Origin of the sequence: Paenibacillus sp. FSL K6-2524 (assembly GCF_038005525.1) — a bacterium.
Lineage (GTDB): Bacteria > Bacillota > Bacilli > Paenibacillales > Paenibacillaceae > Fontibacillus > Fontibacillus anaericanus.
In genome coordinates this window covers 5230001-5249343 of sequence record NZ_JBBOSP010000001.1, presented here as the reverse complement: position 1 = coordinate 5249343, position 19343 = coordinate 5230001, and the positions used below count along the sequence as shown (strand labels likewise).

At 43.5% G+C, this 19343-nt stretch carries 23 protein-coding genes (1 of these 23 cut by a window edge); 20 read left to right on the top strand and 3 right to left on the bottom strand.

The annotated features are described in order from the left end of the window. Nucleotides 1–83 precede the first annotated feature (83 nt). A complete protein-coding gene (locus NST85_RS24400) occupies nucleotides 84–2201 on the top strand; it encodes an O-antigen ligase family protein (RefSeq protein WP_246054269.1) in 2118 nt (705 codons plus the stop codon). A 100-nt stretch (nucleotides 2202–2301) separates the two neighbouring features. Here NST85_RS24400 and NST85_RS24395 read toward each other — a convergent pair whose 3' ends face one another. Beyond that, complete coding sequence (locus tag NST85_RS24395) at nucleotides 2302–2613, bottom strand: dehydrogenase (protein ID WP_127193518.1); 312 nt, start codon at nucleotides 2611–2613, stop codon at nucleotides 2302–2304. A gap of 136 nt (nucleotides 2614–2749) precedes the next feature. Here NST85_RS24395 and NST85_RS24390 point away from each other — a divergent pair, with 136 nt between their 5' ends. The 18 genes from NST85_RS24390 (at nucleotide 2750) to NST85_RS24305 (ending at nucleotide 17250) form a co-directional block, all read left to right on the top strand. Continuing rightward, nucleotides 2750–3370 carry a DedA family protein gene (locus NST85_RS24390; protein ID WP_127193517.1) on the top strand — a complete coding sequence of 207 codons (621 nt, stop codon included), beginning with the start codon at nucleotides 2750–2752 and terminating at the stop codon, nucleotides 3368–3370. Next, the gene (locus NST85_RS24385) at nucleotides 3367–3933 is read left to right on the top strand and encodes a thioredoxin family protein (protein ID WP_127193516.1); all 567 of its coding nucleotides are present in this window, start codon (nucleotides 3367–3369) and stop codon (nucleotides 3931–3933) included. The genes NST85_RS24390 and NST85_RS24385 overlap by 4 nt, the downstream gene beginning before the upstream one ends. Nucleotides 3934–3937: 4 nt before the next feature. Further along, nucleotides 3938–4564, top strand: a complete 627-nt coding sequence (locus tag NST85_RS24380; RefSeq protein ID WP_425464354.1) for an MBL fold metallo-hydrolase — start codon at nucleotides 3938–3940, stop codon at nucleotides 4562–4564. 260 nt (nucleotides 4565–4824) lie between these two features. Next, nucleotides 4825–5067, top strand: coding sequence for a hypothetical protein (locus NST85_RS24375; protein ID WP_127193514.1), 243 nt, complete (start codon nucleotides 4825–4827; stop codon nucleotides 5065–5067). Between the two features lie 147 nt (nucleotides 5068–5214). Further along, a complete protein-coding gene (gene sigY, locus NST85_RS24370) occupies nucleotides 5215–5742 on the top strand; it encodes an RNA polymerase sigma factor SigY (RefSeq protein ID WP_127193513.1) in 528 nt (175 codons plus the stop codon). Further along, entirely contained in the window at nucleotides 5735–6073 is a 339-nt protein-coding gene (locus NST85_RS24365; RefSeq protein WP_127193512.1) for a YxlC family protein, read from the top strand. The genes sigY and NST85_RS24365 overlap by 8 nt, the downstream gene beginning before the upstream one ends. Further along, nucleotides 6070–6279: a hypothetical protein gene (locus NST85_RS24360; protein WP_127193511.1), complete on the top strand. Its 210-nt coding sequence runs from the start codon at nucleotides 6070–6072 to the stop codon at nucleotides 6277–6279. Before NST85_RS24365 ends, NST85_RS24360 begins: the two co-directional genes overlap by 4 nt. 4 nt (nucleotides 6280–6283) lie before the next feature. Continuing rightward, a complete protein-coding gene (locus NST85_RS24355) occupies nucleotides 6284–6505 on the top strand; it encodes a PLDc N-terminal domain-containing protein (protein ID WP_341190635.1) in 222 nt (73 codons plus the stop codon). Beyond that, on the top strand, nucleotides 6505–7428 hold the full coding sequence (locus NST85_RS24350; protein ID WP_127193509.1) for an ABC transporter ATP-binding protein: 924 nt from the start codon (nucleotides 6505–6507) through the stop codon (nucleotides 7426–7428). Before NST85_RS24355 ends, NST85_RS24350 begins: the two co-directional genes overlap by 1 nt. Beyond that, on the top strand, nucleotides 7425–8201 hold the full coding sequence (locus NST85_RS24345) for an ABC transporter permease subunit (protein WP_127193508.1): 777 nt from the start codon (nucleotides 7425–7427) through the stop codon (nucleotides 8199–8201). Before NST85_RS24350 ends, NST85_RS24345 begins: the two co-directional genes overlap by 4 nt. A 298-nt stretch (nucleotides 8202–8499) precedes the next feature. Then, on the top strand, nucleotides 8500–8883 hold the full coding sequence (locus NST85_RS24340; protein ID WP_127193507.1) for an ATPase: 384 nt from the start codon (nucleotides 8500–8502) through the stop codon (nucleotides 8881–8883). A gap of 200 nt (nucleotides 8884–9083) precedes the next feature. Further along, nucleotides 9084–9371: an Asp-tRNA(Asn)/Glu-tRNA(Gln) amidotransferase subunit GatC gene (gatC, locus tag NST85_RS24335; RefSeq protein ID WP_127193506.1), complete on the top strand. Its 288-nt coding sequence runs from the start codon at nucleotides 9084–9086 to the stop codon at nucleotides 9369–9371. 59 nt (nucleotides 9372–9430) lie between these two features. Further along, the gene (gene gatA, locus NST85_RS24330) at nucleotides 9431–10885 is read left to right on the top strand and encodes an Asp-tRNA(Asn)/Glu-tRNA(Gln) amidotransferase subunit GatA (protein ID WP_127193505.1); all 1455 of its coding nucleotides are present in this window, start codon (nucleotides 9431–9433) and stop codon (nucleotides 10883–10885) included. 39 nt (nucleotides 10886–10924) lie between these two features. Beyond that, complete coding sequence (gene gatB / locus NST85_RS24325; protein ID WP_127193504.1) at nucleotides 10925–12364, top strand: Asp-tRNA(Asn)/Glu-tRNA(Gln) amidotransferase subunit GatB; 1440 nt, start codon at nucleotides 10925–10927, stop codon at nucleotides 12362–12364. Nucleotides 12365–12416: 52 nt separating this feature from the next. After that, the gene (locus NST85_RS24320) at nucleotides 12417–12881 is read left to right on the top strand and encodes a GNAT family N-acetyltransferase (protein ID WP_127193503.1); all 465 of its coding nucleotides are present in this window, start codon (nucleotides 12417–12419) and stop codon (nucleotides 12879–12881) included. Between the two features lie 160 nt (nucleotides 12882–13041). Continuing rightward, nucleotides 13042–14904, top strand: a complete 1863-nt coding sequence (locus tag NST85_RS24315) for a DUF4097 family beta strand repeat-containing protein (protein WP_341190634.1) — start codon at nucleotides 13042–13044, stop codon at nucleotides 14902–14904. A gap of 90 nt (nucleotides 14905–14994) precedes the next feature. Then, on the top strand, nucleotides 14995–15420 hold the full coding sequence (perR, locus tag NST85_RS24310) for a peroxide-responsive transcriptional repressor PerR (protein ID WP_127193501.1): 426 nt from the start codon (nucleotides 14995–14997) through the stop codon (nucleotides 15418–15420). 93 nt (nucleotides 15421–15513) lie between these two features. Beyond that, nucleotides 15514–17250, top strand: coding sequence for a glycosyl hydrolase family 18 protein (locus tag NST85_RS24305; protein WP_246054255.1), 1737 nt, complete (start codon nucleotides 15514–15516; stop codon nucleotides 17248–17250). A gap of 104 nt (nucleotides 17251–17354) precedes the next feature. On the opposite strand, the gene NST85_RS24300 is transcribed toward NST85_RS24305, so the two are convergent. Together NST85_RS24300 and NST85_RS24295 are read right to left on the bottom strand one after the other, a co-directional pair. Continuing rightward, nucleotides 17355–18683 carry an IS3 family transposase gene (locus tag NST85_RS24300; protein ID WP_341188377.1) on the bottom strand — a complete coding sequence of 443 codons (1329 nt, stop codon included), beginning with the start codon at nucleotides 18681–18683 and terminating at the stop codon, nucleotides 17355–17357. Nucleotides 18684–18845: 162 nt separating this feature from the next. Then, a complete protein-coding gene (locus NST85_RS24295; RefSeq protein ID WP_127193500.1) occupies nucleotides 18846–19217 on the bottom strand; it encodes a YgzB family protein in 372 nt (123 codons plus the stop codon). A 123-nt stretch (nucleotides 19218–19340) separates the two neighbouring features. Between NST85_RS24295 and NST85_RS24290 the strand changes: the two genes are divergently transcribed. Further along, nucleotides 19341–19343, top strand: the 5' portion of a protein-coding gene (locus NST85_RS24290) for a nucleotidyltransferase-like protein (protein WP_127193499.1). The gene runs 876 nt beyond the window's last position; 3 of the gene's 879 nt are visible here — the first part of the coding sequence; its start codon is at nucleotides 19341–19343; the stop codon falls past the right edge of the window.

Genomic DNA, 19343 nt, shown 5'->3' with positions numbered 1-19343 from the left:
CGAATGACTGAGGTCAACACTTAATGTGTTGGCCTTTTTTGGTTGTTGGACTAAGGAGATTGGGAGGGGAGATATCTGTGCGCATGCTAGGAAAAATCAGCAAATTGAGAATCGTTGGTGTTGTGAGTACAGGGCTACTTGTCATTTTTAATAACGGAATGTTCTACACGGATTCGCTGTTTACATTGCTGCTTATCTCAGTATGGCTGGTTATCACGGCAGTAGCTATCGCTATCAATCTACGGGGAGAGACCTCCATCACTCTTTTATCCTGGAAAGTTTCATTATTCCGTAATTTTCTTTGGATATGGATATGTCCTTTTATTATTGCTGGTTTATATGGTATTCACTTAGCTATTGGTCCTCTGTCCTATCAATCTACTTATGAGGCTTTGTTTCGTTGGTTATTTTATGGTGTATTCGGTATGGCGTTATTTAGAGTCAGTAGGGAAAAACGAGGCCGTCATTGGTTAAAAGTAGGCTGGGTGGCTATGGCCTCGCTGCTTACGATTTCTGCGCTATCTACTCTGTATGGTGTAGTGGTTTTTCCACATGTTGTCCTGCGCACAGGAGATGGAGAAATAGCAGCAGCGGGAGCACGGCTCGGTGGTCTCTTGCAGTATCCCAATACGTTTGGAGCGATAATGGCAGCATTTCTGCTGGAACGTTTGATGGCGCTTGCCTCATTATCGGGTACGGATAAATCACGAAAGGTGCAGCTACAAGGATATGGAACTGCAGCTCTAGCACTACTTATTGCGTTATGTCTTCTATTGTCAGAGTCACGCGGGGCTTATGCAGCAGCTGGCGTGGGCTGGATCGCCGGTTGGTTCTTGTTGCGTGGAAAAATACGTCTAAGTTATCTGCTTCAATCTGGGATAATTGTCTCTGCAGCAGCTTTTTGTGCACGTCAGCTTGTCCATGCCAAACTGGCTCCATCCCCGTTGCCTGGATTGATTTCGCTAGTAGCAGTAATGGTTGTAGCATTACTGTTGTCTAGATTAGCCGTAAAATGGATGGACAGCTGGTGGGGCTGGACCCCAGGCAATCTAGTAGCATACTTTTATGGTGCAGCATGTTTACTTACTATTGGTGCTCTGATTACATATGCTGGTCTTATGGATAGGTTATTTCGTTTAGGTACTCTTACTGCTCGTGCGACAATGTATGGAGATGCATCGGATTTGTATATGGATTCACCGTGGATCGGTTATGGGGGGGATGCCTGGCGTATATTATTTCGCAAGGTCCAAAGCATGCCATATGTTGGTACTGAAGTTCATAGTGGATATTTAGACTTGCTTCTAGATCTCGGGGCGGTGGGGCTCATGATCCTACTGTTGGGACTAATTTCAATGCTAGTTGGCTTAATTAAGTTACGCAGTGCATTGCTTCCATCTTTCGTCGTACTGATTCTACATAGTGCAATTGATTTCGATATGAGTTATGGATTGAGTTGGATTCTTATGATTTGGATAGCAGGGCTAGGGCTTCACGAGCCGATAGACGTGAAAATACGAGATCGGATGATTCATTCTGTCGGACTAAAAACAATGCGTATATTGTATGGACTCGTTGCGGTATTACTTTTACTCATAAGTTTGAAAGGATTTACACATGCCGAAAGTTTGAGATTGTACTCACTCGCAAGCCAGCCTGGAAAGAATGTAACTCCAATGGAATCCGTTTCATTACTTAAACGCTCCCTAGCGCTCAATCAGTCTCGGACCTCTGCACGAATGGCTCTGGCTGGCATGTCCAATTCTGCTACAGCAAATCTAATCTTGATGAAAGGGATATACTATGACACTACGAATCCTGATTTATGGTTGGCGCTTGGCACCATATTAGCATTAAAAGGGGATATGAGAGCTATACCAACTCTGGAGCATGTGGCCTATATGGATCGTTTCGATCGGGAGATACAAAGTGCCGTCTTGCGAAACCTAACGCTGCTCGCGATGAGATTAGAGAGGGATAATGACCTCGATAAGGTAATGTTAGTAGTTTCGACAGGAGAGGAAATCTATCTAAGGTACGCGAAACTAACGGATCAAGTGATAATGATGAAACAACTCCGTAATGATCGTGGTTTCAAGCTGACGGATGAATCTAAGGTCTGGGGTATGAAGCTATCTAACATCTCTGATCGAATAGCACTATCTACAGCAGATTTGGTGAAGAATAGAAGGGGAGAATAGTGAATAACAAAGGTGTAGGGGCATTTATTACGATTAATTGGTGGGCTATTGGGCGAAGCCAGATGGCTCTTGATGTATTGAACTCCGCCCTCTATTCCTATTAGCCGCCAAATGCCGCTCTGAATGCTTTTGAGAGATTTTCACGGTCGACTTCCCATAGTGTAGCCAGTTCAGCGCTAACTTCTTCGTCCCACCAATCCGCAAGTAATTTACGATTACTACGGTTCTCTGCAATCCAGAGCAGCTTGCCGATCACTTTTTTGTAATACAATGTTTCGCCTTCCTTCAAACGCTCATCCGGGACATATATACCAAGCCGTTTGATTGTTCGGTACAGTTCTTTGTTACATCCTCGACGGATTTTGCGCGGAGTAGGGAGGTTTGTTTGATGCCTTCCCTGATTAGTTGCCATAATACCGCCTCCTCTTCTCCCAACATATGCGCAATATTCCCTAAGGGACACCGTCCCAGGGTTTAAAGTAGAATGCATGTCCCTCCCTATGGTAGAATAGACTAAATAAAAAGTGACTTGGGGAGAGGGAGAAATTTTGGAATGGATTTCGAACATTGTAAGTATTTTATTTGAGTGGATTCAAAACCTTGGGTATTTTGGAATTATGCTAGGGTTAATGATAGAGGTTATCCCAAGTGAGATCGTGCTGGCTTACGGTGGGTATTTGGTATATGGTGGTCATATTAATTATGTGGGCGCTGTCTTCTTTGGCGTCGTTGGGGGAGTTATCGCTCAGGTATTTGTTTACTGGATTGGGCGTTATGGCGGTCGTCCTATTTTAGAAAAGTTTGGTAAGTACATATTCATTCATAAGAAACAAATTGATAAATCAGAAGAGTGGTTTCTGAAATATGGTCCCGGGGTGATTTTTACCGCGCGCTTCATTCCAGTAGTTCGTCATGCGATTTCAATTCCGGCAGGGATGGCCAAAATGCCATTAAGCAAGTTTGTTACGCTTACGACACTTGCCGTCATCCCTTGGTCAATGTTATTTGTATATCTGGGGATGGTACTCGGCGAGCAATGGGAAAATATCGATGAGAAAGCAGGTCCTTATATTATTCCGATCTTACTTGGTGCATTGGCAATAATGATCGTGTACCTTCTGATCAAATGGTTCGGATCGAACAAGAAGAAAGGGGATACGCATAAATGAGTATGAATTGGAGTCATAAATTTGGTAAGGGGTTATCTCCCAAGCAGTTTATGGATGGAATGCAGCGTAATAAGGAAGCGTTTGTGGCAGGATATGAGGCCTTTGCATGGCATAATGATGATGACCGCGAGTTCTTTGAAAGTTTAAATTTTCGAGACGACCTAAGAGTACTTATTCTTGCAGCAGATTGGTGTGGGGATGTAGTACGTAGTATACCCGTAGTATTTCGGGCTTTGGAGACTTCAGGGATAGACACAGAAGTGCTTATCTTGGAGGAACATCCAGAGGTGATGGATCAATATTTAACGATGGGTGGTCGTTCCGTTCCGATTATCTTACTGACGGATACGGGAGGACATGTTCTTGGACAGTGGGGCCCGCGGCCTAAGCAGGTTCAAGAAATTATGATTAAATTCAAGCAAGAGAACCCCGATCGCGAAGCACCGGACTATGAAGAGAAGATCGCTGTGGTGCGTAAGCAAATGGGAGAAAAATACGAGGAAGGAGCCGGAGTAAATGCCAGCGTTGTTGATGAATTACGCGAGCTAATCTCTGGATTTTAACATCATGTTGAAGATTGAGACATTCGCCTTAGGACCCTTGCAGACGAACGCATATTTATTACGTGGAGAAGACGAGAGTAAAGCAGTTATCATTGATCCCGGTACGAATCCGGGTTCGCTTATACGCAGAATTGAAGGGCTGGAGATTGAAGCCATCGTGTTGACACATGCTCACTTTGACCATATCGGTGGCGTAGATGAGATACGTAAGCTAAAGGGGTGCCCTGTATATCTCCATGCTTTGGAGAGCGATTGGTTAACGACACCGAAGTTAAACGGATCTTTAATGTGGCCAGATGCAACACCGCCAGTTATGACTGATCCAGCCGAGTATGACCTAGCAGAAGGTCAACGCCTGAAGTTAATTGGGCATGAATTTACTGTTTATCACACACCGGGGCATTCGCCAGGTAGCGTGAGTTTATTATGTGGTAATGATTTGTTTGGTGGAGATGTGCTGTTCCGACTCGGGGTTGGACGGACTGATTTACCGGGAGGTCGAGAGGCTGATCTTTACAATTCAATCCGGAGTAAGCTATTTCGTCTTGATGATGAGGTTAAGGTATATCCGGGACACGGTCCGAAGACAACGATTGGATATGAAAAGGCCAATAACCCTTACGTGAGATAAGGGCTAGAATACGTGTTCAAAGTACTATAACCTAATGATGGAATCAGTAGTGAAATCACACCAAATAGTACATTTATACTAGACAAAAGACTATACCTTTGCTAGGATGTATATAAATTAAATGTTTGTAACCTTTGCGAAGCACGCAGGCTGTGGAATGGTCCCGGTTTGCGTTCTTTTTTTGTCTTTTTTTGTTTTACGGGACTTAAATAAACCCAGGTTTGGACAAGTCCAGTAAGTACAGAAAAGGAGGAATTGATTTGAAAAGTGAAATATCGTACGTTACAGATGCAGGACATGAACTGCTTCATAGAGAAAGTAATCAATACATACAGAAAGTTTCAGATTCGAGAATTCCGAATCAAGGAATCTCGAAACAAGGAACCTCGAAGCAGAGATTAATAGAGGAACGTAAGATCCTATGGAGACATCTGATGATGGATTCAGGTGATATCAGGCAGCCATGGTATGACAAACTTCTTCGTTTTCGCGAACATACATAATATAAAGACCGAGGTGCCCATTTTGGGCGCCTTTTTTTAAAGGAAGTATAAGTAAGTTTGAGCTTAATTTTTTTTATAATGGCTATTGAACGAAATGGTGATCTTAAACGTAATATAGTCGCTTAGCTGGAAGTAAGGGGGAATACGGTGCCTCAGGAGAGAGAATGGATAAAGAAAGCCAAAAAGGGTGATGTAGCGGCACTTGCCTTATTAATACAAAAGCATTATTCCTTTGTGTTTAAATATTTGGTAAAAGTAACGATGGATCCAAGAGCAGCAGAGGATTTAACACAAGATACCATGCTTAAGTGTATGGAGAATATAACTCGATATGATGGTTCTTCAGCTTTCTCCTCATGGCTGATCACCATAGGTACACGTTTATTTATTGATAAGAAGCGACGTAGAAAAAGAGAGCAGCAGTGGTTGTTGAAGGAAGGAAACACACGTCTCTTGCGATGGCAATTCGAGTCGAATCAGGAAGAGTGGCCCGAACTGCTTGAGCTTCTATCTAAGTTGTCTGTGGATCAGCGAATTGCGGTTTTATTGAAACACTATTACGGTTATGCCTATGACGAAATTGGAGAAATGCTAAATATCCCAGCCGGAACGGTAAAATCACGCGTTGCTTATGGCCTGCGCGAATTGCGAAAGGAGCTTGATCAACATGAATAGTAACGGGAATCATGATGAACCTCAAAATGATGTTATTGTTGATCGACTGATGGCTGATCTACGCAAGCTAGACCAGGTAGTACAAGAGAGTAGTTCACCATCAGTTGATACTTGGAAAGGTATCGTTAGGGAACAGTGGGAAATAACAAAACGTAAGAGACGATGGGAGACAATATTGTTCTTCATGGTCGCTTTATTATTGATCAGTGGAGGATATTTTGTCGTGTTCTCTACCCCTTGGATTTTGGGTGCTATTCAAGTCATTGGATTTGCGCTGGCAATTGGCATCTGGATTTTTGAGAGCTCTAGTCATAGGGAGGAAAGGTTATGAATGCTGAGACTCCCTCGGTTTGGTTATGGATTGTAGTGGGGTTGTTGCTACTTAGTCAAGGAACGTGGATTTTTATTGACGCGCGGAAGCGGGGCAGAAGGGCTTGGTTATGGGGATTGTGGGGCATTATTAATTGTCCGACCTCATTAATTGTTTATCTGTTAATCGTTGTTCGGCCAGAGACAAGAAAAAGACGTGATCTTTAATAATATGGAACGAATGGGAGATGAGATTATGTCGGAACTGAATTGGGGACTAATCGCACCGATTATAATATTGCAGCTTCTGCTTGCCGTAATAGGATTGATTTCGCTTGCTAAGGCAGAAGTTGAATCCGTAAGGGGACCTAAGTGGTTATGGGTCATTATTATAGTATTTGGTAGCATTATCGGGAGCATCTGCTATTTCACTATTGGAAGGAAAGCGTACTGATGGTGATGTTGAGTGTGACGGAATTGACTAAAAAATTTGGCATGCGTACTCCGGTCAACGGGATATCATTTCAATTGGAAATGGGCAGTTGTACTGCTCTTCTAGGACCCAATGGAGCTGGAAAGACGACGACATTGCGCATGCTGGCCGGATTGATAGATCCTACTTCGGGCAACATTGCCATTGCAGGATCCGATGATAAGGATACACAGCAACAGACCTCAATTGGATATTTGCCACAGCATCCTACCTTCTATGGTTGGATGACGGGGAAGGAATTTGTAGTATATGTCGCGGGACTTAGTGGAATGAGTGGAAAAAAGGCTGCGAATGAAGCGGATATTGCTTTGGAGCGTGTCGGATTAAAAGATGCTGCCAAGCGGCGTATTTCAGGCTACTCCGGAGGCATGAAGCAAAGGCTTGGACTAGCGCAGGCTATAGTTCATCATCCCCAGTTGCTCTTGCTAGACGAGCCAGTCTCGGCACTTGATCCACTTGGGCGACGAGAAGTGATGGATTTACTATCACAACTTCGTCAGCAGACGACGATCCTCTTCTCCACTCATGTATTGCATGATGCGGAGGAGGTATGCGATCGGATGATGATGTTGCGGGACGGAGAAATCGTAGAGAGTGGGTCATTAAGAGAACTTGCGGAGAAGTATCGGCAACCGCTACTAACAGTGCAAGTGGAGGCAGGAACGGGGCAAGAAAGTAACACTTGGCTACACTCACTCGAAGATCGGGCCTTTATCATAGAATCGAGTATTACAGGGAACACAGCAGTATTGACTGTCAATGATGTTATAGAGGCAAGGCATACAATTTTACAAGAAGCCGCATCACAGAGAATCCCTCTTCTTCGCTTTGAGGCAGGTACAACTTCGTTAGAGGACATGTTCATGAAGGTGGTTAAATCATGAAAATTACATGGCTTATGTATCGTAAAGAACTGCTTGAAATGGTCCGAAGCTATAAACTCCTGTGGATACCTGTTGTGTTTATACTGCTTGGAGTGATGCAGCCCATTACATCCTTTTACTTGCCTAATATTTTAGCCGCTTCGGGGGATATTTCCGCAGAATTGCTAACTCAATTGCCAGTTCCACTTCCTGCAGATGTCATGGTGCAATCACTAAGTCAATACAGCACCATTGGAATCCTAATTATCGCTATTGCAGGTATGAATATTGTAGCTGGAGAACGTTATAGTGGGACTGCGGCATTAGTCTTAGTTCGATCGGTTCCCTCTCTATCTTTCATTATTGCTAAGTGGATGGGACAGCTTACACTATTATTTGTATCATTTACACTTGGATACGGAGGTGCCTGGTACTATACGGCGATATTGATGGGCCCTGTTAGATGGGGAGATGCTTTAATTGCTGGAGCTCTTTATTTTCTATGGTTCGCATTCGCACAATCTCTGTTATTATTGCTCAGCACGATATTTCGTGGAAGTGCTGCCGCAGTGATTTCACTACTTATTATGGGGGCACTGTCCGTAACCTATAGTCTTATCCCATCATGGTTCTCATGGAGTCCTGCCCGCATATTAAACTTTGCTAATGCAACATTTGCTGGAGAGGTAAACTATACTGCTGCTACGTTTGTGACAAGTGTACTCGGTTGCCTGGTCTGTCTTGCGGCTTCCGCTTGGCTTCTACGTCGGCAAGGTATTCCGGATCAGTCCTAGGTACGAGTTTCGAAATATAACAAATAACCTGATCTTTTTGGAGACAGGTTATTTGTTATATCATGGGATTCGAGTTAATTCCTCCTATCATAGAGTAATAGACTATTAATTCGCGATTACTTCATGGTACGGAGATATAACTTAACAAAGAGCGGAAGCTAATGTATAACCGTAAGTTTCTTGTATTTGAAGGGGTTTAGAATCTAGACAAATGCCTTGACCAACCTCTGTCTTTTTTAGTAGGATAGAAAATAACTTATGAGATACTCATATATTTAAAAGATCAGGGAGGTAGACGATGCTACGTTTAGGAGAGAAAATTGTTATCGTCGGCGATGCCTTTGAGCAGAATCTTCCTGTTGGGGAATATGGCTACCTTATTGCTTATGATCGTAATCCGGATAATGCCTTTGACTATGTCGTTCGGTCTCCAAAGACAGGACGCAATTACTTCGTCCCATCAGGCGATGTTGAATCCGAGGCGCTGTTGATTGAGCAAGAGGTGGAACGAACGACCCAGGAAGCGTTGATAGATTACGCACTGGCTACGCATAACGAGCAGCTATTCGCGCAAATTATGAATGGCGAAATCAATGATGCTGACGAAGAGGATGAACCAACAAAGGAAGTTTTGTCTCAGGCCGAATTCATCAAACAAGTGAATTTGCGTGCGTGGATATAAAAGGGTCGGCGCTGCCGACCCTTTTTTGGTATAACAATTGTTGAAAATGGCTTGACCATATCAAGATAATACGACAATATAATTTTATTCATCATTAAGAGTCATGATTCAACATCATTCTAATTATGAAATTGACGCAAGGACATGATAGAATGGACAAATGAAGTCCAGTTAGGGAAGAATGAGGGAGGGTATCGCTAATGAGTATCCAAAGTAAAGACGTGGAATATGTGGCTAAGCTGGCCCGTCTAAATCTGACGGACCAAGAGCGTGAGAAGTTTACTGAGCAGTTGAATGCCATTTTACAATATGCCGAGAAATTAAATGAGTTGGACACAGATGGTGTAGAACCGACAACTCATGTTCTTCGTCTCAGCAATGTTATGCGTGAAGATGTGGTTCAAGAGAGCCTAAGCAAAGAGAAAGTATTTCGCAATGCTCCAGAAGAAGAGGACGGGCAGTTTAAGGTGCCTGCGGTACTCGAATAGGAAATTAATTAGAAAAAATGTATTTATATTAATGCACAATTTGGAAGGAGGATATGGGTGTGACGTTGTTTGATTTGTCTTTGCAGGAATTACATAGTCAGTTCCGTAGTAAGGAATTGTCCGTTACCGATGTGGTAGGAGAGGCGTTCACCAAAATTCAGGAACGGGATGAGCGTGTTGGAGCTTATCTAACATTGAATGAGGAAGAAGCCCGGGCTCATGCAGCTCGTTTAGACGACAAACTAGTTACCGGGGAGTCACTAGGATTGCTATTTGGCTTACCTGTAGGTATTAAAGACAACATGGTGACAGAAGGTTTACTGACGACTTGCGCTAGCCAATTTCTGTCCAATTATAATCCGATTTACGACGCAACAGTCGTATCCAAACTGAAGTTAGCAGAGGCTGTAACTCTGGGTAAGCTGAACATGGACGAGTTTGCCATGGGTGGCTCGAATGAGAATTCCAGCTTCCATCCCGTACGCAATCCGTGGGATCTTAGCCGAGTTCCTGGTGGATCTAGCGGTGGTTCAGCTGCAGCTGTGGCTGCGGGTGAAGCTTATTTCACATTGGGTTCGGATACGGGCGGGTCTATTCGCCAACCAGCTTCATATTGCGGCGTTGTTGGATTGAAACCAACCTACGGTTTAGTTTCGCGTTATGGACTTGTAGCTTTCGCTTCTTCGCTTGACCAGATCGGTCCAATTACGAAAAATGTCGAAGATTCCGCATATGTTCTTCAAGCCATTGCTGGGTTTGATCCCAAAGATTCTACTTCAGCGAATGTTGAAATACCGAATTATGTTAGTGCATTGACTGGGGATATCAAAGGATTGCGCATCGCCGTACCTAAGGAATATCTGAATGGAATTGATCCGCAAGTTAAAGCTGCTGTTCTGGAGTCTCTGCGCGTATTGGAGAGTCTTGGTGCGGTGTGGGAAGAGGTTTCTCTACCGCATACGGAATATGCAGTAGCTGCGTATTATCTCCTCGCTTCTTCGGAGGCGTCATCTAACCTATCCAGATTTGATGGAGTGCGTTATGGTGTTCGTGTTGATAATGGAGGTAACCTGTTAGACCTGTACCATGAATCTCGGAGCCAAGGGTTTGGTCCCGAAGTAAAACGCCGTATCATGCTTGGTACCTACGCCCTGAGTTCTGGATATTACGATGCGTATTATTTAAAAGCACAGAAAGTACGGACTTTGATCAAGCAAGATTTCGATCAGACCTTCCAGAAATACGACGTTATTATCGGACCAACAGCGCCGACTACAGCTTTCCCATTGGGATCGCAAGTAGATGATCCGCTGACGATGTATCTTAACGATATTTTGACGATTCCAGTAAGCTTGGCAGGCGTTCCTGCGCTAAGTGTGCCTTGCGGTTTCGCAGATGGTCTTCCGGTTGGACTGCAAATTATCGGTAAAGCATTTGATGAGAGTACGGTTCTTCGCGTAGCTCATGCTTTCGAGGCTCATACCGATCATCACAAGCAGCGGCCATCACTTTAAGCAGGGATTGATTTTACAATAGTTAGCAGGAGGATTAATATGTCAACATCCAAATATGAAACAGTGATTGGGCTGGAAGTGCATGTGGAATTGCATACGAAGTCAAAAATCTTCTGCAGTTGTTCCACTGAATTTGGCGCCCCCCCCAACAGTCATACGTGTCCTGTCTGTCTTGGACATCCCGGGGTATTGCCCGTTCTGAATGCTCAAGCGGTTGATTATGCTATGAAAGCGTCGATGGCGCTAAACTGTGAGATCGGCGATGTCAGTAAGTTCGACCGGAAGAACTATTTCTACCCGGATTCACCTAAAGCCTATCAAATTTCACAATTTGATCAGCCAATAGGTTTGAATGGCTATATCGACATCGAAGTTGATGGTAAAACGAAAAGAATTGGTATAACTCGCCTTCACCTGGAGGAGGATGCAGGGAAATTGACGCATATCGATGGAGGCTACGCTTCTCTAGTGGATTTCAACCGCGTCGGTACTCCACTAGTTGAAATCGTCTCCGAACCTGATATTTCTTCACCGGAGGAAGCTAAGGCATACCTTGAAAAATTGCGTGCGATCATGCAGTATTGTGACGTCTCTGATGTGAAGATGGAAGAAGGGTCCATGCGATGTGATGCTAATGTTAGCCTACGTCCTCATGGCCAGAAGGAACTCGGTACCAGGGCAGAACTTAAGAACATGAACTCCTTCCGCGGCGTGCTTCGTGGACTTGAGTACGAACAATTACGTCAGGCAGAAATCTTGGACGAGGGCGGAATCGTTGTTCAAGAGACACGGCGCTGGGATGAGTCACAGGGCAAGACGTTTTCAATGCGTAGTAAGGAAGAGGCGCATGATTATCGTTACTTCCCAGATCCAGATTTGGTGACGCTGCATATCGACCAAGAATGGAAGAATCGAATTAAAGCTTCTATTCCGGAGTTGCCAGATGCACGGAAGGCACGGTATACGACTCAATTTGGACTTCCAAGTTATGATGCTGAAGTTATTACTTCTTCCAAGCAACTCGCCGATCTCTTCGAGAATAGCCTTCAATATACGACGGATGCCAAATCGGTATCCAACTGGATCATGGGCGATCTGCTAGGATACTTGAATAGCACAGGACAAGAGCTATCTGAAGTGAAACTAACTGGACAAGGTCTAGGGGAAATGATTGGTCTGATCGAGAAAGGTACAATCAGTTCCAAGATCGCCAAGACGGTTTTCAAAGAGATGTTAACGAGCGGCAAACTCCCTAGCCAGGTTGTAGAGGAGCAGGGTCTTGTTCAAATTAGTGACGAAGGGGCAATTCTTGCAATAGTCAACGAAGTCATAGCTGATAATCCCGCCTCGGTTGAGGACTATAAAGCAGGTAAAGATAAGGCAATAGGCTTCCTTGTAGGTCAAGTCATGAAGCGTAGTAAAGGGAAAGCAAACCCTGGGCTTGCGAATAAGTTGCTAATTGAAGTGTTAAAGGGATAGTCCAACAAGGAAGAGAATGGCGCTGTACCAGGATAGGGAGAGGGGACCCCGGATGATAATTCCGTTATCGCTGCATGATCATGAAATGGTCGAACAAGTATGGGGCTTACAACACACAGCATACCGGTTGGAAGCTCTTGCGGTAGGCTTAACGGAATATCCGCCTCTGCCAGATACCTTTGAATCTCTAAGGAATAGTACTGAACGATTCTATGGATATATCTCAGACGAAGAAGGAGATTTGATGGGAGCCATCGCGACAACATCCTTTATTCCTGGGAACCTGGAAATCACTCGGTTAATGGTGCATTCTAGTTATCTTCGTCAAGGAATCGGGAGTTCTTTGCTGAAATATGTTATTTCATGTCATCCAGAGGTGGAGACCTTTGGTGTGACAGCGGGTACGCTTAACATTGCCGCTGTTTCACTCTATCAAGAATATGGTTTCATGCCTTACGGAACGATTATGGCGGCCCCTGGAGTTGAATTAACACGGTTTCAACTTAAAACTAACTGATAAAGCTAACTCCAGCATAAATGCTCCTCTTTACGGGGAGCTTTTTTGTTTTAGTATAAGAAAAAGGATAGTTTTCCAGTCTTTCTAAGGTACAGTGAGGTAGAAATTAAGTTATTATTTAAATATGGGTATATCTAATTATAGAGAGAGGGGGAGTGAGATGTCATTTGGTTCAACACCGACCACACAACAGACAGAGAGAGCGACATCGGCGCAAACCAAGGGCTTTAAACCACGAAGACGCAAAAGGAAGTTTATTGCCTGTCTGTTAGCTGCTCTATTCCCTGGACTAGGTCATTTATATTTACGAATGTTCATGAAAGGCGTAGCATTTATCTACTTTGTTATCATTGATATATCTGCATTAATTTATTTTTCTTCTGTACGGATGGGAATTAACGTTCCACTGTTGTTATTGCTGGGATTGCTCATTCCGGCAGCTTACTTCTATAGCATATATGATGTGCTTCAATCTACTGATGTGATTAACACGAGAATAAGAAGGCAGAATGAAGAGAAAATACCTCGCGAGGAGGCAACTCGTCCTGTATCAGGAATACGAAAGGGAATCTGGTCGGCAGTCTTGCTTATCAGTGGTGGAATAGTTGTTTTTTTGTTCAAGCAGAAACCAGAATGGCTTCAAAGTCTCATTCAAGCAGGGGCAGGGTATATTGTAGCTAGTGGACTAATACTCGTGGGTTTGTTTTTAATCTTGCGCGAAGGAAGACGACGCTTCTTTCGGACAGGGCGCTTTACAGCTTCCGTTTTGTTTATCGCAGTAGGGATCATTTTGCTAAGTGATACATTTACAGACGGAGACAACATGCTTCTCTTACTTGACTGGTGGCCTTTAGTTCTTGTGCTGAGTGGTGTTGAGCATGTTCTAGTTCTTCTGTGGAACCGGAGGAACACACCCCGGCCAGAGCGGAGGCTGCGTGCAGATATTAAGGGAGTCTTCCTCTCTCTATTTATGGTGTTCTCCGTCTTTGTTGTGACTCAGCAGGATCATTATATGCATTTGTGGAATCGCGTAAGTCTGGACCTTGCCTCGGCTGGTGCTGAATACAGTCTCGAAGAGGGATATCGTGTGGATAAAATTCCTCTTGAAATACCTATTGATTTGGATACGGAGAAAGTGGTTGTAGATGGAGTTAACGGTAGTATTGATGTGAAAAGAGCAGAGATTGAAGGTATTATCGTCAAGGCTACTGTATGGGTGGATCAAGTTTCAGATGAGGAAGCAGAGATCATTGCTGATGAAACATTTGTTGATGTGGCAGAAGGTCAATCGCTAGGTCTTACTGTTAAAGATAAGCTGTACGGTGCCACGGGTAAGCGTCATCCGAGGACTAATCTTACAATCATTTTGCCGGAGAACCGGTTTCTAGATCTGGATATCAGTACGTCGAGTGGTGGGATTTCGTTGACCGGGGCACAGGCCCGAAACCATTTTAAGTTGCAAACCGGGAACGGTAATCTAAAGTTGTGGGATGTTGTGGGTGAGGTATCGGCCAAAACCTTAAATGGGGATGTTGATCTATATCGGATCTTCGGCAGTGTGAATGTGGATACGCAAGGTGGTAATATGAAGGGGAGAGGGATTTCGGGGGGAGCCACGTTATCTACACTTGTCGGTAATATTTCCCTTGTTGGCTCACAAGGAGATATCAACTTGAGTACCAAAAATGGTAATATTCAAGTAGATGGCGCCTTATCTGCATTACGTGCGGAGTCGCTTAATGGTAAGATATCCATCTCTTCTGAGCAGGTTGGAGGAGACTGGGGAGTATATAGTGCAGTTGGAGAAATGTTCTTGAAACTTCCCGAAGGTCAAGATTATACGCTTGAAGGTTCTAGCGGTTATGGTAATATTGTCACAGAGCTACCCTTTCTCGTAGAGAACAAGGAGATTAAAGGGGTAATGGGGACTGGAGAGCATTTAATTAAGGTTGAAGGTAACAGTAATTTAGTTGTAAATAAAAGTGTAACTCGTGTTCCTCTTGTGGAGAATGAAGAACCGTGAACTTGTACTGCGTTGACAAAAGAAATACCATAAACGTACAATAAAGTGGTATATAGCTTTATTGGCAATTCATTAAAGGCGGTGGACATAATGAGTACGCGCGTACAGCATGCGTTGGACCAATTGAAAATTAACGGTGTCCGCATTACGCCGCAACGTCACGCCATTTTAACTTTTTTGATGGAGTCGATGGGACATCCTACGGCGGATGAAATATATCGGTCATTGGAACCTCGGTTTCCTAATATGAGTGTGGCTACGGTCTATAATAATCTAAAGATGTTTATTGAAGCTGGCATGGTCCGTGAACTGACCTATGGTGACAACTCAAGCAGATTTGATGCAGATGTGTCAAATCATTACCATGTTATATGTGAGAAATGCGGTAAAATTAAAGATTTCATGTACCCCTCTTTGGAGGAGGTAGAACGTAAGGCTGAAGAGCTGACAGGATTTCGTGTACGCGGGCACCGTATGGAGCTATATGGGGTTTGTAACGAATGTCAGGATCATTAATTTAATGACCTACGTGTTTGAAATGACGTGTGGGATTCTCTCGAGAATTCTTCGCGTTTTTGTTTTATATATACCATTTCTGGAGGTAAACTATTGAATCGTAGAGATAGAATTAATATTAGGCGGAAAGGCAGTCGTGGTAAGAGCAGAGTTAAATGGTTTTTTGGACTCATTATATTATTAGCAGGTGCTTACTGGATTGCTTCTGTTATTTTACCGAGTCGTGAGCATGTGACCCCAGAGTGGCAAAGTACCCATACTCAGCCAATATTTGCAAATGGAGAGCTTATGGATTGGGAAGCTGTTGGAAGTGGGGATGGTCTCAAGTTACCGCTTCCGGTTATTCAGTCAGTGATTGACTCTAACATTAGGTATGAGGAAGATACGAAGTCTGTTATTCTAACGACGTCAAGAAAACTAGTGTTTCTGAAGACAGATGAGAAGACAGGCAAAATAAACAATAAACCAATTCAGCTATCATTTGCTCCAGAAGAGAAAGATGGGATTCTCTATTTACCTGCGCATCTATTGAGTGAGATTTATGGTGCTGAGATTCATGAGGATGCCCAGTCGGGTACCGTGCTTTTGTTGAAGGCGGGAGATAGTGTACAGAATGCCGTTGTCCAGAGTACTTCAGGGAAGCAAGATAGCACTGTTCCTCTGAGACAAGGAAATAATATTCATACACCCATTTTGGCGGATATGCCTGAGGGAACCAATTTGCGGATTCTAGATACCAAGGATGATTGGTATTATGCCCAAATGGATAATGGATATACTGGTTTTGTACAAACAAAGGATGTTAGCTTGGGAGAGCTAAGGACAGTTCCACTAGTAGAGCAGGACTTATCCCCTGCAAAGGAAAAGTGGAAATCCAAGACGGTTAATTTAACCTGGGAAGCGGTCTATCAGGTAGCTCCAAAGCCGGCTTCTTTCGATGCGATGCCTGGTGTAAATGTTGTTAGTCCAACTTGGTTCTCCCTTATGGATGGGGATGGTAATGTTCGAAGTAAGGCTGACAATGCTTATGTTAAATGGGCTCATGGTAAAGGAATGCAGGTGTGGGGACTGTTTAGTAACAGTTTCGAACCTGATCTGACAACGGAGGCGCTATCGAACTTCGAGAACCGTATTAATACTATTTTGCAAATGCTTCAATATGCTAAGATTTTTGATCTGGATGGAATTAATATAGACTATGAGAACGTATATACGAAAGATGGGGACAACCTAACTCAATTTATGAGAGAGTTGTGGCCGCTTGCTCAGGAGCAGGGTCTAGTAGTATCGATTGATGTTACACCGAAATCGAATAGTGAAATGTGGTCAGCTTTTCTGGATCGGCGGGCGCTTAGTGAGGTTGTCGATTACTTGATAGTAATGGCATATGATGAACATTGGGCCGCTAGTCCGGTAGCTGGTTCAGTTGCCTCTTTACCTTGGGTGAGTTCTTCGATAACACGTATTCTGGAAGAAGACGATGTTTCACCGGAGAAACTGATCATGGCTATTCCATTGTATACAAGGGTTTGGACAGAAACGGAGAAGGACGGTAAGACTGTGGTGAGTTCAAAAGCTATCGGAATGAAGAAGGCTAAAGAAATCATCAAAGAAAAGAAGTTGAAACCGCAATTTTCCAAAGAGACCGGACAAAATTATGTGGAATATAGCGAGGATGGGGCACTTTGCCGGATTTGGCTCGAAGATGAAGAGTCGCTTGCAAAACGGGTGGTATTAGCTAAATCGTTTAACCTTGCTGGAATTGCTACATGGACTAGAAGTTTTGCTTCAGCAGAAGCATGGAATGTGCTTAGTGAAATCTCAGAATAAGATTAGTAATTGGATAAATAAAAAGAAGAAGGCGGACACTAAACATGTCTCAGTAAACTGTACCCCTTGTCAAGGACACTTAAAAAAGAAAGAGCTATTGATGTTTAAGAGGCTGACAAAAGATGATTCCTGTACTGTACAGGAGTCATCTTTTGTCTTCCCCACTGATATCTGTGATGGTTGTAATAACGAATATATCGATTCACTTGACGTTGAAGTTCAAGGAAGGAGGAGCAACTTCGATGATCCACATGGTCCTTCATGTGACCAAAAAAGGATTCTTGAGGAGCGTTATCCCAACAGTTTCCGCGTCTAGACATAGACTGTCCTAGACCATGATCTCTCAACAGTTTTTGGTAGACTGGGCTGGTATAGTGACTTCCTTGATCGGAGTGAATGAATGCATCCGTATGCAGTTTTACATTTCGTTGCTTTAAAAGACCATCTACCGTATCTGTGGCAATGTCGAGCGTGATCCGATCGGATAGGTTATAAGCTAACACCTCTCCTGTCGATGCATCTAGCAGGGTAGACAAATAGGCCATCTCAGAGCGGCCATAAGGAAGGTAAGTAATATCGGTGAGTAGAACCAGTCCAGGAATCTCTTTTCTGAAATCTCGTTGTAGGAGATTAGGCAGCGTCCGGTGTTCCTTCGTGGCTTTAGCAATGCGTTTATACGGGTTAGGCTTACGGTGAGGACATACCAAATTGAATTTTTTCATAAGTCTGCTAATTCGCTTCAAGCTATAAGTGACCTTAAAGTCTTGCTTTAAGACCATCTTAATCGAGCGTGCACCCTTTTTGAATCCACGACGGTTGAATGCTTTTTTTACGAGTTTTCCGGCTTCTTCATCACGTTTAGCACGTTCTAGACGTGCATTTGTGGATGCGAGATAGTTGTAGTACCCTGAACGAGAAACCTGAAGGAGCTCGCATAGATATCCCGTCAGTCTACTAAATCCCTTATCTACCGTGTTCTTGATGAGTTCAAACTTAACGCTTATGCTTCGCTTTATTCCGCTGAGTAACAGCCTCCTTTCGTTCTTGTCTAACTTTTTTAACAGTTCAATTTGAGACTCGAGCAGATTGATTCGTGCCTCTTGTTTCGCAATCACTTCTTCCGAGGTTAGTTCTCTTTGAAGAGGACGACCAGAAGCACCCTTTCGGTTATCTAATAACCCGATAATCCCATCCCGGCTATATGCCTTTTTCCATCGATCTGCACTCTGCTCCACGCGTGTCATACCAATGATATGGACAGGAAGACAATGGCACTCAAAGATCTCTCTTGGCAATTTACCTATCATAAGCTCTTCTATGAATAACCGCTTAAACTCGTCTGTAAAGGTAATTGATCTTTCACTAATTTTGCTTACATAGTTATTCTTAAGTAAAAGTATTTGATCTGCTTCACTAAAAAGTTTCTTACTCATGTCATCCCCCCATGCTTACTCTAGTATACAAAAGTACCCACAGCCTAGACACCTTTTTTTCAAAGTGTCCAGTCTATGGGTACCAGTTTACAGCCTTCTTCTTTTTATTCGTTAGTCATCATTTATTAATACAATCGCATATGTAAAATCTGATCTATTGTTTTAATGCAGGGTAGCCGATTGATTTGCTTCCAACTCATCAGCAGTAATGTTTGCCTGTTCAGGATCTAATGTCAGGATTGTTCTGCAAAACATACAACGGTCTGTCTTTCCAAGCATTTTGGTCAACTTGTGACACTCAGGACACTCTAATTGGACGGCAGAAGTAGATAATATACCTGCCCAAAAGTAAACAGCCAGACTTCCAAGCATGGCGATAAGTCCGATCACCAAGCCGATGGCAGCTACGATTTTACCTGAATGGCCCCAGAAGACGATACCAGCTGTACCGAGTATCATCATCCCCATTCCGGCCATGGTCAGCAGTAAGCCCCATAATCGAAACGAACTTATTTTACTTGATTTGAAGGACATTTGGCCAGACCCCAATTCTATATCGAATTTTAATCTTTTCAAAATGCTAAGAAGGAAACCATGTGTAGTTGTAGAACTATATTATAACGAATTGGCGGGAATACGCCAAGGTAGGAGGATATTGTG

What these genes read in the sequence shown, in the direction of transcription:
- NST85_RS24400 (WP_246054269.1), top strand. Translation starts at nt 84, where the DNA reads ATGCTAGGAAAAATCAGCAAATTGAGAATCGTTGGTGTTGTGAGTACA.
- NST85_RS24395 (WP_127193518.1), bottom strand. Translation starts at nt 2,613, where the DNA reads ATGGCAACTAATCAGGGAAGGCATCAAACAAACCTCCCTACTCCGCGC.
- NST85_RS24385 (WP_127193516.1), top strand. Translation starts at nt 3,367, where the DNA reads ATGAGTATGAATTGGAGTCATAAATTTGGTAAGGGGTTATCTCCCAAG.
- NST85_RS24380 (WP_425464354.1), top strand. Translation starts at nt 3,938, where the DNA reads ATGTTGAAGATTGAGACATTCGCCTTAGGACCCTTGCAGACGAACGCA.
- NST85_RS24365 (WP_127193512.1), top strand. Translation starts at nt 5,735, where the DNA reads ATGAATAGTAACGGGAATCATGATGAACCTCAAAATGATGTTATTGTT.
- NST85_RS24360 (WP_127193511.1), top strand. Translation starts at nt 6,070, where the DNA reads ATGAATGCTGAGACTCCCTCGGTTTGGTTATGGATTGTAGTGGGGTTG.
- NST85_RS24355 (WP_341190635.1), top strand. Translation starts at nt 6,284, where the DNA reads ATGGAACGAATGGGAGATGAGATTATGTCGGAACTGAATTGGGGACTA.
- NST85_RS24350 (WP_127193509.1), top strand. Translation starts at nt 6,505, where the DNA reads ATGGTGATGTTGAGTGTGACGGAATTGACTAAAAAATTTGGCATGCGT.
- NST85_RS24345 (WP_127193508.1), top strand. Translation starts at nt 7,425, where the DNA reads ATGAAAATTACATGGCTTATGTATCGTAAAGAACTGCTTGAAATGGTC.
- NST85_RS24340 (WP_127193507.1), top strand. Translation starts at nt 8,500, where the DNA reads ATGCTACGTTTAGGAGAGAAAATTGTTATCGTCGGCGATGCCTTTGAG.
- gatC (WP_127193506.1), top strand. Translation starts at nt 9,084, where the DNA reads ATGAGTATCCAAAGTAAAGACGTGGAATATGTGGCTAAGCTGGCCCGT.
- gatB (WP_127193504.1), top strand. Translation starts at nt 10,925, where the DNA reads ATGTCAACATCCAAATATGAAACAGTGATTGGGCTGGAAGTGCATGTG.
- NST85_RS24320 (WP_127193503.1), top strand. Translation starts at nt 12,417, where the DNA reads ATGATAATTCCGTTATCGCTGCATGATCATGAAATGGTCGAACAAGTA.
- NST85_RS24315 (WP_341190634.1), top strand. Translation starts at nt 13,042, where the DNA reads ATGTCATTTGGTTCAACACCGACCACACAACAGACAGAGAGAGCGACA.
- perR (WP_127193501.1), top strand. Translation starts at nt 14,995, where the DNA reads ATGAGTACGCGCGTACAGCATGCGTTGGACCAATTGAAAATTAACGGT.
- NST85_RS24300 (WP_341188377.1), bottom strand. Translation starts at nt 18,683, where the DNA reads ATGAGTAAGAAACTTTTTAGTGAAGCAGATCAAATACTTTTACTTAAG.
- NST85_RS24295 (WP_127193500.1), bottom strand. Translation starts at nt 19,217, where the DNA reads ATGTCCTTCAAATCAAGTAAAATAAGTTCGTTTCGATTATGGGGCTTA.